Here is a 13,132-nt window from a genome sequence, read left to right on the forward strand (position 1 = left end):
GCGGCCGCCACCGGCTAGCCGTCGGCCTCGCGCCGCTGCAGGTCGGCGAGCACGGCACGCAGTGATTGTTCGGCGCGGATCCGCTGCCACGCCAGCATGGAGTGCGGGCTGAACCGGGCCTCCTCGAACAGGGTCACCAGTTCGCGCGCCGCCGTCGCGTCGGTCAGCACCCCGGTCTGGAAGGCCCGCGCCAGCACCTCGTTGGGGGTATCGGAGATGAGCGGGGCCGCGGCCCGGTCGGCGGACAGACCACGTTCCATCGCGACATAGCAGGCGATGATCGCGCCGCGCGGATCCTGGCCGGGCGCGATCATCGCGGCCAGCCCCATCTCGGCGGCCCGGGTCAGCGCATCGACTTCGGGCGCATCGAGTTCGGGCTCCGGTTCCGGCGCGGGCCGCCGGGTGCGGCGCACGGTTGTGGCGGCGGCACTGAGCCCGACGATCGCGAGCCCGATCAGTACGACCGCCGCGCCCACCACCACGGCCACGGCCGAACCGGTGAGATCCGCCGGCCCGAAGGCCGATTCGGGTGTGCCCGCATCGACGGGAGCCGGTTCCGGACCGCCCCGGTCGGGGACCGCTGGTTCCGGTGCCGGCTCGGGATCAGCCCCGGGCACGACCATCAACGTGACGAGCCCGACGGCGAAGATCACCGCGGTGGCGCCCAAGGCGAGCGGTGCCAGTACCGCGAGGCGCCCGACGCGCAGACGCGGCAGTGACACGGGGTCGGCGTGCGGCCGGGCCAACGGCAACCGGTGCTGACTGATCACCACTCCCGACAGCAGAATGACCACCGACACCAGCAACAGCACCGGCATCAACGCCACCGTGAGCGCCGACGGCGCACGGGCGGCGCCGATTTCGGCACCGGGAACACGACCGTGCAAGGCGACAATGGCGGCGGCCACCAGCGCGAGCATCGCCATCACCCGCGCTGTTGCTACCGCCCACCCGCCCACCGGTTGACTCCGCCTTTCGCATGCGATCAGGAATCGGCTCGTGCGCCGTCCCGAAGATAGGCCGGAATTTCGATGCGGAACCGGTTCTCGTTGTCGCTGTGGACAACTCACACCACTTCGTCACCGGATGCCATGGCCCCGCACAACGACCCGGCCGTAATGCCGGGCGAGCCACCGGGACGTGGGTGGGCGCGGCGAGCTGTCCGAACCGCCCGCTCGCGCTGTGCGGCGGCGCCGCCAGAGCCTCTAAGGTCGGCAGGGTGAGCACCGTGGCGAGCCGAGGAGAACGATGACATCGAACGAGCGCACCCCGAGCGGGTGGGAGGAACTCACCGCCGCCGACCCGGCGCATTCCACCTGGTACGTCGAGCGTTTCCGGAAGCTGGCCGCCGAGGGCACCGACATCGTCGGTGAGGCACGCCTGATCGATGCGATGCTCGGGCGCGGTAGCCGCGTTCTGGACGCGGGCTGCGGGCCCGGCCGGATCGGTGGCCACCTGCACGGCGCCGGGCACACGGTGGTGGGTGTCGACGTGGACCCGGTCCTGATCGAAGCCGCCCGCACCGATCATCCCGGCCCCACCTGGGTCGTCGGTGACCTGGCCGAACTGGATCTGCCCGCGCAAGGCATCGCCGCCGAATTCGACGTCATCGTCTGCGCCGGCAACGTGATGACGTTCCTGGCTCCCGCGACCCGCACGGCCGTCCTGTCCGGGTTCGCCCGCCACCTCGCGCCGACGGGCCGAGCGGTGATCGGCTTCGGTGCCGACCGCGGCTACGACTTCGCCGAATTCCTGAGCGACGCCGAATCCGCCGGCCTCACCGCCGACCTGCGGCTGTCCACCTGGGACCTGCGACCGTTCACCGACGGCTCCGACTTCCTGGTGGCGGTGTTGTCCCGGGCCAGCTGAACGGCCGGGTGACAGGCGGGCGCCGGTAGCGCGGGCGGCGCCGGTAACACCGGTGCAAAAGGCACACCGCCGAGCAGCCAGCGCTACTTGGCGTCCCCGTAGCACTGCACCACCGCGGTGGTGAACGGGAAGCGCACCGGTGTCGGCCCGAAGGTGAGGCGTCCGGCGGTGTCGGCCGCGGTGGTGATCGCCGCGGCGACGGCGGCCGCCTCTGTTCGCGGGCAGTGCACGATCACCTCGTCGTGCTGGAAGAACACCAGTTCCGCGCGCATTCCGGCGATGGCGTGCCGCAGGCCGGCCAGCACCAGCAGGGCCCAGTCGGCGGCACTGCCCTGCACCACGAAGTTGCGGGTGAAGCGGCCCCGGGCGCGCGCGGCGGAGTTGCCGGTGTAGCCGTTGTCCACGGGTTGTTCCGGGTCCTGGGTGAACGGCGGGCAGGTGCGTCCCAACCAGGTGCGCACCAGGCGGCCTTCTTCGCCGGCGTGCGCCGCGTCGTCGACGTAGGCCACCGCCGCCGGATAGCGGCGCCGCAGCCCCGCCAGGTGGGTCAGCGCGTCACCGGAGGTCTGGCCGTAGATGGCGCCCAGCAGGGCGAGTTTGGCCTGGGCTCGGTCGCCGTCGAAGCCGCGGGCCGCCAGGTCGGCGTAGAGGTCCGCGCCGCGCCCGGCGACCTCCATCAACCCTGGATCGCGCGAGATGGCGGCGAGGACGCGCGGTTCCATCTGGTCGGCGTCGGCGACCACCAGCGTCCACCCGGGGTCGGCGCGGATCGCCTGCCGGATCACCTTCGGAATCTGGAGCGCACCACCACCATTGGTGGTCCAGCGCCCCGACACCGTGCCACCGGGCAGGTATTCGGGACGGAATCGCCCACCGTGCACCCACTGTTCGAGCCAGGACCACCCGTGCGCGGTGTAGAGCCGGTACAGCGATTTGTAGGCCAGCAGCGGCGCCACCGCGGGGTGGTCGACCTGTTGCAGTTCCCATTTCCGGGTGGAGGACAGCGCGATTCCGGCGCGGGCGAAGGCTTTGAGGATGTCCTGGGGCAGATCGGGGCGCACCCGCGACCCGAAGGCCCGCGACACCTCGTCGGCCAGCTCCGCCATCCGGCGCGGCTCCGTACCACCGGCGAAGCGTTCGCCCAGCAGGTCGTCGAGCAGCGCCCGGTGCACATCGACTCGCCACGGGATCCCGGCCCGCGTCATCTCTGTGGCCACCAGCATCCCCGCCGATTCGGCGGCGAGCAGCAACCGCATCCGGTCCGGATGCGCGGTACGCGCCGTCCGGGCCAGCTGTCCCGCGTAGACCGCGGTCAACGCGCTGAACTCGTCGACGCCCGGCGGTAACGGCACCGGCGCCGAATCGAACAGCGACGGCTGGGTTTCGGCGGCCCGAGCCGGTGCGTCCGGCGGAACGGGCAAGCCGTGCAGTCGCGCCCAGGCCGCCGGCAACGACCGCGCCTGCCCCGACTGCCCCTCCTCGTACCCGATCAGCAGGGCTTCCGCGGCTTGCACGTCGTAGCAACGCCCGACCCGCACCCCGGCCGCCAGCAGGGTGCGATAGATCTCGGCGGTGGACCGCCACACCCACCGCTCGACCTCGGGGCGCGAACGCACCGCCTCCACCAGGGAGGGTTCCTCGAGTACCGGCCCCGCCGGGCGTCCGTCCGGCTCGAGCGGACACAACCGAGCACCTCCGTCCCCCGTCTCGGCCACCGCCCATCGCACGCGTCAGAGTCTTCCACCGGGCGACCGCCGTTGCGCACCCGGACCACCGGCCTTTTCCGGACGGCTCGAACGAAGCGTGGCGAAACGGCGCCTCCCGGCCCGACTTCTTGCTACAGTCCCAGACACCTTATCTACGGTGGCGTAGAAATATCTATCAAACCCTGCGGAGATACGGCACAGACCGGGTAACACCAGACCCGACCGCATTCGACACGAGGTGGTAGCCGTGGCATCGACCACTGAATACCCAAGTACAGCAACGGATTCAACGGTCCTGACGAGATTCTGTCTCGACTGGTGGCGCGAACATCCGCAGCAGTCGGCCGAGACCGCGGGCCGACAGGTCACCATGGCGTGGCAAGCCACCGCGGAACTGGCGCGAGCACTGGTCCATCGCCGCTTTCCACTCACGGAGTTCCTCCGGCAGAGCGCCTTCATGGCAAGTGTCTCAGCCACTCCGACCCTGCTCGTCGCCATCCCGATCGCGGCCATCGTCTCGATCCAGATCGGTTCGCTGGTGAGCCAAGTCGGCGCGACCACCTTCATCGGGGCGGTCAACGGCCTCGGCATCATCCGCCAAGGGGCACCGCTGGTGACCTCGCTGATGATCGCGGGTGCTGTCGGCTCATCGATCTGTGCCGATCTGGGCTCGCGCACCATCCGCGAGGAGATCGACGCCATGCGGGTGATGGGAGTCGACCCGGTCCGCAGGCTGGTCGCGCCGCGACTGCTCGCCGCGGTGCTGGTGAGCATCCTGCTGTGCGGATTCGTGGTGTTCATCGGTTTCGCGACCGGCTACCTGTTCAACATCTTCGTCCAGGACGGCACACCGGGCTCCTACATCAGCACCTTCGCCTCCTTCGCCGTCGCGAACGACCTGCTGGTCGCACTCGTGAAGGCAGCCGTGTTCGGTGCACTCACCGCGATCATCGCCTGCGATTGCGGCCTCAACACCAAGGGCGGGCCGGGCGGAGTGGCCGACGCGGTGAACTCCGCGGTGGTCAGCTCGGCGATCGTGCTGTTCGCCGCCAACATCGCGCTCACCCAGATCTACAACACCCTGATCCCCGCCGAGGTGCTCTGAGATGGCGAACTACCTCCCGCCCGTGCTGCGACCACTACGCACCGTCAAAACCGCGACCACCCCGCTCACCGACGCGAACGCCAGACTCGGCCACCAGGGCGTCGTCTTCGTCGAGGCGTTGCTGGCGATTCCGTTCGTGTTGCGGCACTACCGCCGGGAAGTCGCGCGACTGATCGTCGATGTCACCTGGGGCAACGGCGCCCTGGTGGTGGGTGGTGGCACGGTCGGTGTGGTCTTGATCCTGTGCGGCTTCGGCGGCATCACGGTGGGGATGGAATCCCATACCGCCCTGGACTTGCTGACGATGAGCCCGCTCACCGGCGCGATCTCGGGTTTCGCGACCACCAGGGAGCTGGCCCCTTTGCTGGCAACCATCGCCTTCGCGGCGCAGGCGGGCTGCCGGTTCACCGCCCAGATCGGTTCGATGCGGATCGCCGAGGAAATCGATGCCCTCGAGTCGATGGCGATCCGCCCGCTGCCCTACCTGATCACCACCCGGATGCTGGCTGCCGCCGTGGCGATCCTGCCGCTCTACAGCATCGGGATGGCCACCGCCTACCTCGCCACCAAGGGCACCGCCTTCTTCCTGGGCGCCAATGGCATCGGTACCTACGACCACTATTTCCACCAGTTCCTCGATCCGGGCGACATCGTCTATTCGGTGCTCAAGGCGGTCGCGTTCGTACTCGTCGCCACCTTCATCCAGTGTCACTTCGGCTATATCGCCGCGGGTGGGCCCGAAGGCGTCGGAGTCGCGGCGGGACGGGCGATCAAGACGACGATCATCATCGTCGTATTCCTCAATCTGCTGCTCACACTGGCGATCTGGGGCGTCGACCCCGGCATCCGGATCTCCGGATAGGGGGCCTCATGTATCCGGATCCCAGTGGGCGTGGCCTGTCGCGCGGGCGACTCGGCGTGGCCGGAGTGGCGATGACGCTGAGCCTGTCCGGCGTTGTCGCGCTGCTCGGACTGCGCTACACGGGCCATTTCGACGACACCGTGGCGGTGACAGCCGTACTGACGAGCACCGGCGACGGGCTGCCCGCCCACGCCGACGTGCGCTTTCGCGGGATGCTGGTGGGCTCGGTCGCGCAGGTCGAGATCGCCGAGCAGGGTCTGCGGCAACGAGTGGACCTCGACCTGGAGCCCACGGCCGCCACGGCGATCCCGGCGTCGGTGACGGCCCGTGTGGTGCCTGCCAACATCTTCGGCGTCACCGCGATAGAACTCGTGGACAACGGCTCGGCCGCCCCCTTGCACGCGGGATCGGTGATCGAGCAGGACACCAGCCACGCGACCGTGGCCCTGCAGACCACGTTGACCACGCTGCGCGACGTGCTGGACCGCATTCAGCCCGCCAAACTCGCGCGGGTCCTCGCGACGCTGGCCGAGGCGCTCGACGGTGACGCCCGGCTCCCCGGTTCCACGATCGAACGACTCGATCAGTGGATCACCGAGGTCCGCGCGCTGCCGGGAATCGGTGAGCTGCTCGGCGACCTCGGCGCGGCCACCGCCGCCGTGAACCAGTCGGCACCCGAACTCGCTGACGCCCTGAGCAAATCGGTACAGACTGCTCGAACGATCACCACCCGGCGCGCCCAGGTGATCGAACTGCTCACCTCGGCGGGCACGGCCACCGATGCGACCCAGGCACTGTTCGCCCGGAACCCGAACGCGGGCAAGGAACTCGTGGTCGGCCTGGACGAGACATTCGGCGCGTTGGCGGCGGATCCGGCCGCGTTGACCGAGACGGTGACCGAACTCGGTGCGTCCCTGAGTCGCCTTGCCACCGTGTTCCATTGGGGCCCCAGCAAGCAGATGCAGTGGGACGTCACGGTCTCGTTCACACCGTTTCGCCAGTACGCGGCGGCCGATTGCCCGCGCTACGGCAACCTGGCAGGCCCTCGCTGCGGGACCGAGAGCGTCCCGGACGTCGCGGCGCCGCAGTCCTACCCGCCGCAATTGCTGCCCGGATGGTTGCCCTCCGCAGGACCCGACCCGGCATCGGTCCCGCCCGGCCTGCCGAGTATTCCGGCTCTCCCGAGGATCCCTGCGCTCCCGGAAATCCCGGCACTGCCCGAAATCCCGGAACTGCCGAGTATCCCCGGTCTGTCGATCCCCGGCCTGACCGCCCCTGCGAGTTCCCCCGGGCAGGCGCCCGACCCGGACGCCGAACCGATCTCGGTGACCGGTCCCGCCGCGGTGGCCGCGTTCCTGGGCGCTCGCCCCAACACCGCCCAACTGCTGCTGCTCGGCTCCGTCCTCACCGGCGCGACCGTGACCGTTGCACCATCGTCTTCCGGAGGCCACTGAAATGCGCACCCGCACCACCTATCTCGGGCTCGCGATTTTCGTGGCCCTCTCCGTGGTCACGACCTACACGATCTGGTCGACCCTGCAACGGTCGGTCCCCGGCGACACGCACCGCTACAGCGCCACCTTCACCGATGTGCTCGGCCTGCGCACCGGCGACGACGTGCGGATCGCCGGCGTGCGAGTCGGCCGGGTCGACGCGATCGATCTCGTCGACCGCAGGCATGCCCGGGTGACCGTGTCCGTGCAGGCGCGCCAGCGGCTGAGCACCACCACCAAAGCGCTGATCAGGTACCAGAATCTGATCGGCCAGCGCTACGTGGCGCTGACCGTCGGCGACACGGCGGGTGAACCGCTACCGGTCGGCGGCTCGATTCCCCTGGAAAGCACCGAGTCCTCGTTCGACGTCTCGACGATGCTGTCCGGCTTCGAACCGCTGTTCAGCCTGCTGCAACCCGACGAGGTGAACTCCCTGTCGGAAACCTTGGTCCAGGCGCTACAGGGCGACGGGGTGTCGTTGTCGGCGTTGATCACCCAGGCTGCCGCGCTGGCCACCACCTTCTCCGAGCGCGACGAGATCCTGGGGGCGGTGATCACCAACCTCAGCGACGTCATCGCCGGTCTCGCCCACCGCAGCGGCGAGCTGGAGACCCTGATCACCCAATCGCGTGCGCTGGTCACCGGACTCTACGAACAGGGTGCGGTGCTGCGCGGCGCGGTCACCGGCATCGCCGAGTCGACGACGAAACTGACCGACCTCATCGGCCGGGTCGCACCGGGAATGGCGCGAGCCCAGCGGCAGGCCGGCGAGGGCATGGACCTGCTGCTGTCCAACGGCGCGCGCCTGGACCGGTCGGCGGTCGAACTACCGCTGGTCCTCGCCGGGCTCGCCCGGATCAGCGGCAACGGTACCTACGTCAACACCTATGTCTGCGGGTTGGATGTCTCGCTCTGGGGTGTGCTGTTCCCTCGCGGAGTGTTCTCCCAGGTCGGCGGCAACACGCACTCGGAGGTCTGCCGATGATCAGGTCCCTGTTCACCCTCGTGCGCACAGCGCTGCGCGAGGCGTTCGGCAATCGGAATTTCTCGCTGGGAATCGCGGCCGGAGTCACGGTGATCGTGCTGGTTCTGGGCTCCGGGCTGCTCTCGCGCGCACATCTGGGCCAGCGCACCGTCCACGCCGAATTCACCCAGGCCGCCGGCCTGCGCACAGGCAACAGCGTGGATGTGGCCGGCATCGAGGTCGGCACCGTCGGAGCCGTGCGACTCGACCGAGGCCGCGTCGTGGTCGCGCTGAGCCTGCGACCCGATCTCCGGTTGGGCCACGACGCGAAAGCGGCGATCAAGATGTCGACCATCCTCGGCAAGATGCACGTCGAGCTCGATCCCGGCACCGACGGTCACCTGCCCGATTCCCGGATCCCGTTGTCGGCCACCACCGTGCCCTACAACCTCGCCAAGGTCGTGAACGATCCCACCTACCGCAATTCCTTCGAACATCTCGAACGACTCGATCCGGACGCGTTGCGCGCGAGCCTGGACACGCTGAACACGCAGTTGGGCGATTCACCACGGCTCACCGCGCAAGCACTCGACAGCGTCGGCGCGCTGGCCAGGGTGATCGCCGCCCGCCGCGACGAGGTGGACCAACTGCTCGACAGCATGGATCAGGTCTCGGGGCTGATCGCCGACAACCAGAACAGCGTGCTGGTGCTGCTCACCAGAGGCCAGGCGATCGGTGACGCCGTCGTGCGGCGCCGTGATCTGGTCGCGGAACTGCTCGACAACATCGCCGCCGCGTCGAAGATCCTGCAGGACATGGGCGTCGACGACGGCGGCCGGCTCGGTCCGCTCATCCACAGCCTCAACACCATGTCGCAGGGGCTGGAAAAGAATCGCGACCACCTCGACGCGCTGTACCAGGTGATGCCGGTGGCGGTGCGTCAGTTCAACAACACGTTCGCACAGGGTCCCTACGGCGACATCTACCTGCCGTGGCTGTTCCCGGACAACTGGCTGTGCCTGGCCGGCGCGGTGGAAGGGTGTAAATGATGCGCGCAGCGCTGCGATACCTCGCGCTGGTGATCGCTACCGGCATCGGCGCGGGCTGTTCCTCGATCCCGGTGTCGTTGCGTCCCGATGCCGTTCACCTCAGCGCCGATTTCGAGAGCACCGCGGGTCTTTTCGTCGGCAACGAGGTGGCGGTGCTCGGTGTGCCGGTCGGACGGGTCGACGCGATCGCACCCAAGGGCGACTTCGTCGAGGTCAGGATGAGCATCGAACCGGGCGTCGAGCTGCCCGCCGATGCCATGGCGGCGTTGGTTTCGCCCCAGTTCATCACCAACCGCCACGTCGAGTTGACCCCCGCCTACACCGGTGACGGACCCACTCTCGCCGCCGGTGCCCACATCCCGTTGTCGCGCACCAGAACCCCGGTCGAACTCGACCGCATCCTGCGCAACTTCGAACAGCTGGGCCGAGCGCTCGCGGGTGACCCCGCCGACGGCCCGATGGCCAGCCGGGTGTTGTTCCCGATGCTCGACGGCAACGGCGACCGAATTCGCGAGACCCTCGACGCCCTGTCGGCGACCTTCGAGGTTTCCCTGGCGAACCGCGACCAGATCTCGCGCACCATCGTGAAGCTGAACGAACTCACCACGATGATCGCCGGAAACGATCAGACGGTCCGGGACTTCAGCGGGCGACTGACCGAACTCGTTGCCCTGCTGGCCGAACAAGCCCCCGGTTTGGCGGCCGTGCTCACCCAGGTCAACGATTTCGTGGCCAACACCTCCACGGTGCTGGCCGAGCACCGGGCACCGCTCACCGACGCGGTGACCCGGCTCGTCGCGGTCACCGGGCAGATGCGCGACAACGCCCGCGGCCTCACCGAGATCGTCGACGTGACACCACTGATGGCCGACAACTTCGCCCGCGCGGTGAGCACCGATCAGCGGGCATTGCGCCTGCACCTGCTCACCGACAAATCGTTGCTGGACAACGAAACGCTGTCGCTGCTGTGTGAGCGGGTCGCCCTACGCACCGATGGCTGCCGAACGGGCAGACTCATGGACTTCGGCCCGGATTTCGGTCTGACGGCCGCGTTGCTGGGACTCACCGAATGAACGCGGCCACCCGGCTCGCCGTCACCGCCCTGGCCGTGCTCACCACCGGTTCGTGCACGGTCACCGTCGACAACGTGCCGCTGCCTCGGCCCGGCGTCGAAGGGCCCTCCTATCGGCTGCGCGCGGTGTTCGACGACGCGCTGAACCTGCCCGAACGCGCCAGGGTGAAGATCGGCGGGACCGAGGTCGGGGTCGTCACCGGTATCGAGACCACGAACTTCCTCGCCGAGGTCGAGATGCGAGTGCGCCGCGATATCGCGCTCCCGCGGGGCACCCGCACCGAACTGCGGCAGCCGACCCCGCTCGGCGACATCCACGTCGCGATCATCCTTCCGCAGCACCGACCCGGCACCGAGTTGCTCGCCGACGGTGACACGATCGGTCGTGCGCACACTTCGGCCGGCGCCTCGGTGGAAGAGCTGATGACGGCGATGTCATTGCTGCTCGACGGTGGCGCGATGAACCAGGTCGCCCGGCTCACCTCGGAACTGAACACCATCGTCGGTGGTCGCGGACCGCAGCTGTCGCACCTGCTCACCGAACTCACCGCGACCCTGAGCGCGCTGAACCAGCGCACCGGCCAGCTGGATTCGGTGCTGCACGGGTTGAACGGGCTCACCACCACGCTGCGCGCGCGCAAGCGCGAGCTCGGTCAGGCAGCCGATACGTTTCCGGCGCTGATCTCGGTGATCGCCGAGAACAACCGTGCGCTCACCGAGCTCACGACGAAGGTGTCCACGGTGACCGACGCGCTCGGCGACTTCACCTCCACCACCGGTCCCGAATTCCTCAGCCTGTTCGACAGCGTGCAGGCGCTGATGACCGGCTTCACCCGGATGGGCGACAACTTGGCCACCACACTCGATGAGCTCAACGCCCTGGGCCCGGTGGCGCGGGCATCGATGCGAGGGTCGAGTCTGGCGGTCGCGGCCCGGATCTCCTATCTGGACGTCGGCGCGCTCACCGACGCCGAGGGCAGCAGGCTGCCCGACGGCACCGACGTCACCGCGTTCATCGGCAGCCTCACCCAGGTGCTCGCCCGGGTGCTGGGCCGCCTGCAGGGCGGTCACCGATGATCGAGCGCGCCGCCACCCTCGTCGTCGGCCTGGCACGTCGGGCAGCGCGGCACCGAACAGTGGCGACCATGCTGAGCCTGGTCGGGATGCTCGTCCTCGGCTCGGGTTACATCGCGATCGACGTCGTCGGTGTGCGGCCGTTGCGCACCACTTACACCGTGTGGGTTCAGCTGGAGCAGTCCGGCGGCCTGCTCCAGCACAGCAACGTCACCGTGCGCGGGGTCCGGGTCGGCGAAGTGCGCACGATCGCACTCGACGGCGCCGGGATCCGCGTCGGGGCCGAGATCGACAGCGCCACCGCCATTCCCGTCGGCACACCGGTCGCGATCGGACGTCTGTCGGCCGCGGGCGAACAGTATCTCGACTTCCGGCCGCGCGGCACCGACGCGCCCTATCTCACCGATGGTGCGACGGTGCCCGCCGAGCGGGTCAGCACGCCGGTCACGATCGACTCGTTCCTCCACAACACCGGAGCGCTCGTCGCCGGGATGAACCCGGACCGGCTCACCGTGATCGTGGACGAACTCGATCGAGCCCTGCTCGGTGGCCCCGACGTGCTGCGCACGGTGATCAGCGGACTCAGCCAGGCGATGACCGGGCTCACCGGATTGCTCCCGCAGACCACCGAACTCCTCCGCAACCTGCGCGTCATCGCCGGCACCACCGCGGGCGCCCAGCCCGACCTGGCCACGCTGGTGCGCGGGTCGAGCGCGCTGTTCGATCAGATGAATGCCGCCGATCAGGAAGTCCGCGAACTCCTCGAACAGGGACCGGGCAGGCTTGATGCCCTCGGCGCCGTGCTCACCGAGACCAGCGACCCGCTGACCGGCTTGGTGACCAATTTCGCCGCCATCACCCGCGCCGCCCGGCTGCGGACCCCGGCGATGACGGCACTGTTCCCCGCTCTGCGCGACGCGGTGACAGCCCTCGGGATTCCCGCCCACGACAACGCCTTCCACACCATGGCCGACATCTGGCCGCGCCCCACCTGTGAGTACGACACCGTGCCGGTCTCGCCCACCGAGGTCTCCGACGGCCGCGGTCGTCTCTACAACTACTGCGTCACCGATCACCCGGGACTGCAGATCCGCGGGTCGGCCAACGCCCCGCGGCCCGCCGGACCCGACAACGGAGCCGGACCCCCGGCCGGTGTCTCCGGTGACGAGCTCTCCGTCCCTTTGCCCGCCAACTGACCCCTACCCGCCAACTGACCCCTACCCGCCGAGGACATACCGATGACCACCGATGCCCAGCCCGAAGACTCCGTCGAGCCGACCACCGAACCAGCTGCCCGGCGACCGCGAATCACCCTGCGCCGTGCGGCGCTGCCGGCAGCCGCGGTGACCACGGTGGCCGCCGTAGCCGTGGCCTGCTCGCTCGCCGTGGACAATCACCGGATCCGCGCGCGTGAGCAGGCCCGCGAAGCCGCGCTCGCGGCCGCCTGTTCGTATGCCCCGACGCTGGCCCGCTACGACGCCAAGGACCTCGACACCTATTTCGCCGCGGTACTGGCCGGTGCCACCGGAGACTGGAAGACCGAATTCGATGCCACCAGCAAAGATTTGCGGGACGTGCTCGTTCAAGGGCAGGTCGTCTCCACGGTCGGCGAGGTCACCTGCGCCATCGAGTCCGCCGACGAGACCACCGCGCGGGCGGTGGCCGTGATCGGTCAGACCATCACCAGCCTCGGCACCGAGGGCGCACCCGCCCCCGGACAGCTCTCGGTGAACATGTCGTTGCGCGAGGACGCCGGCCGCTGGCTGGTCAGCGAAGTGAGCACCCCGCTGCTCGCCCGCTGACGCCACGGCGCCCCACCGAGCTCGAGCGGGCCCGCAGAAAGTGCAGCTGACTCATGGCGTTTCGTGCGGGGGCGCTGCTAGCATATTACTCAATAACTACGCACGCGTAGCAATACGAACCGGCGCTCGCCACGGC

Annotated in this window: 12 protein-coding genes; 10 read left to right on the forward strand and 2 right to left on the reverse strand. The window is 69.1% G+C overall.

Annotated features, from left to right (window positions below; all coding sequences use genetic code 11):
* Positions 1 to 14: 14 nt before the first annotated feature.
* Positions 15 to 959, reverse strand: a complete 945-nt coding sequence (locus ACFO5K_RS02095) for a DUF4129 domain-containing protein (RefSeq protein ID WP_378555398.1) — start codon at positions 957 to 959, stop codon at positions 15 to 17.
* 289 nt (positions 960 to 1,248) lie between these two features.
* Here ACFO5K_RS02095 and ACFO5K_RS02100 point away from each other — a divergent pair, with 289 nt between their 5' ends.
* Entirely contained in the window at positions 1,249 to 1,869 is a 621-nt protein-coding gene (locus ACFO5K_RS02100; RefSeq protein ID WP_378555399.1) for a class I SAM-dependent methyltransferase, read from the forward strand.
* Positions 1,870 to 1,952: 83 nt separating this feature from the next.
* Here ACFO5K_RS02100 and ACFO5K_RS02105 read toward each other — a convergent pair whose 3' ends face one another.
* Positions 1,953 to 3,596, reverse strand: a complete 1,644-nt coding sequence (locus tag ACFO5K_RS02105) for a bifunctional 3'-5' exonuclease/DNA polymerase (RefSeq protein ID WP_378555400.1) — start codon at positions 3,594 to 3,596, stop codon at positions 1,953 to 1,955.
* A 274-nt stretch (positions 3,597 to 3,870) separates the two neighbouring features.
* Here ACFO5K_RS02105 and ACFO5K_RS02110 point away from each other — a divergent pair, with 274 nt between their 5' ends.
* Genes ACFO5K_RS02110 through ACFO5K_RS02150 form a run of 9 tightly spaced genes read left to right on the forward strand, consistent with a single transcriptional unit; the run spans position 3,871 to position 12,996 of the window.
* Entirely contained in the window at positions 3,871 to 4,680 is an 810-nt protein-coding gene (locus ACFO5K_RS02110) for an MlaE family ABC transporter permease (protein ID WP_378555502.1), read from the forward strand.
* 1 nt (position 4,681) lies between these two features.
* Complete coding sequence (locus tag ACFO5K_RS02115; RefSeq protein ID WP_378555401.1) at positions 4,682 to 5,542, forward strand: ABC transporter permease; 861 nt, start codon at positions 4,682 to 4,684, stop codon at positions 5,540 to 5,542.
* Between the two features lie 8 nt (positions 5,543 to 5,550).
* The gene (locus ACFO5K_RS02120) at positions 5,551 to 6,996 is read left to right on the forward strand and encodes an MCE family protein (protein ID WP_378555402.1); all 1,446 of its coding nucleotides are present in this window, start codon (positions 5,551 to 5,553) and stop codon (positions 6,994 to 6,996) included.
* A gap of 1 nt (position 6,997) precedes the next feature.
* Entirely contained in the window at positions 6,998 to 8,020 is a 1,023-nt protein-coding gene (locus ACFO5K_RS02125; protein WP_378555403.1) for an MlaD family protein, read from the forward strand.
* A complete protein-coding gene (locus ACFO5K_RS02130) occupies positions 8,017 to 9,048 on the forward strand; it encodes an MCE family protein (protein WP_378555404.1) in 1,032 nt (343 codons plus the stop codon). The genes ACFO5K_RS02125 and ACFO5K_RS02130 overlap by 4 nt, the downstream gene beginning before the upstream one ends.
* Entirely contained in the window at positions 9,045 to 10,121 is a 1,077-nt protein-coding gene (locus ACFO5K_RS02135; protein ID WP_378555405.1) for an MCE family protein, read from the forward strand. Before ACFO5K_RS02130 ends, ACFO5K_RS02135 begins: the two co-directional genes overlap by 4 nt.
* Positions 10,118 to 11,197, forward strand: coding sequence for an MCE family protein (locus ACFO5K_RS02140; RefSeq protein ID WP_378555406.1), 1,080 nt, complete (start codon positions 10,118 to 10,120; stop codon positions 11,195 to 11,197). The genes ACFO5K_RS02135 and ACFO5K_RS02140 overlap by 4 nt, the downstream gene beginning before the upstream one ends.
* Positions 11,194 to 12,390, forward strand: coding sequence for an MCE family protein (locus tag ACFO5K_RS02145; RefSeq protein ID WP_378555407.1), 1,197 nt, complete (start codon positions 11,194 to 11,196; stop codon positions 12,388 to 12,390). Before ACFO5K_RS02140 ends, ACFO5K_RS02145 begins: the two co-directional genes overlap by 4 nt.
* A 42-nt stretch (positions 12,391 to 12,432) precedes the next feature.
* Complete coding sequence (locus ACFO5K_RS02150; protein ID WP_378555408.1) at positions 12,433 to 12,996, forward strand: hypothetical protein; 564 nt, start codon at positions 12,433 to 12,435, stop codon at positions 12,994 to 12,996.
* Positions 12,997 to 13,132: the final 136 nt, after the last annotated feature.

It is taken from the genome of Nocardia halotolerans, assembly GCF_042650145.1.
In the GTDB taxonomy this organism is placed as follows: domain Bacteria; phylum Actinomycetota; class Actinomycetes; order Mycobacteriales; family Mycobacteriaceae; genus Nocardia; species Nocardia halotolerans.

Excerpts from the sequence above, each read along its gene's own strand:
- ACFO5K_RS02120 (WP_378555402.1), top strand. The coding sequence starts at position 5,551 with ATGTATCCGGATCCCAGTGGGCGTGGCCTGTCGCGCGGGCGACTCGGC.
- ACFO5K_RS02145 (WP_378555407.1), top strand. The coding sequence starts at position 11,194 with ATGATCGAGCGCGCCGCCACCCTCGTCGTCGGCCTGGCACGTCGGGCA.
- ACFO5K_RS02130 (WP_378555404.1), top strand. The coding sequence starts at position 8,017 with ATGATCAGGTCCCTGTTCACCCTCGTGCGCACAGCGCTGCGCGAGGCG.
- ACFO5K_RS02100 (WP_378555399.1), top strand. The coding sequence starts at position 1,249 with ATGACATCGAACGAGCGCACCCCGAGCGGGTGGGAGGAACTCACCGCC.
- ACFO5K_RS02115 (WP_378555401.1), top strand. The coding sequence starts at position 4,682 with ATGGCGAACTACCTCCCGCCCGTGCTGCGACCACTACGCACCGTCAAA.
- ACFO5K_RS02125 (WP_378555403.1), top strand. The coding sequence starts at position 6,998 with ATGCGCACCCGCACCACCTATCTCGGGCTCGCGATTTTCGTGGCCCTC.
- ACFO5K_RS02140 (WP_378555406.1), top strand. The coding sequence starts at position 10,118 with ATGAACGCGGCCACCCGGCTCGCCGTCACCGCCCTGGCCGTGCTCACC.
- ACFO5K_RS02135 (WP_378555405.1), top strand. The coding sequence starts at position 9,045 with ATGATGCGCGCAGCGCTGCGATACCTCGCGCTGGTGATCGCTACCGGC.
- ACFO5K_RS02150 (WP_378555408.1), top strand. The coding sequence starts at position 12,433 with ATGACCACCGATGCCCAGCCCGAAGACTCCGTCGAGCCGACCACCGAA.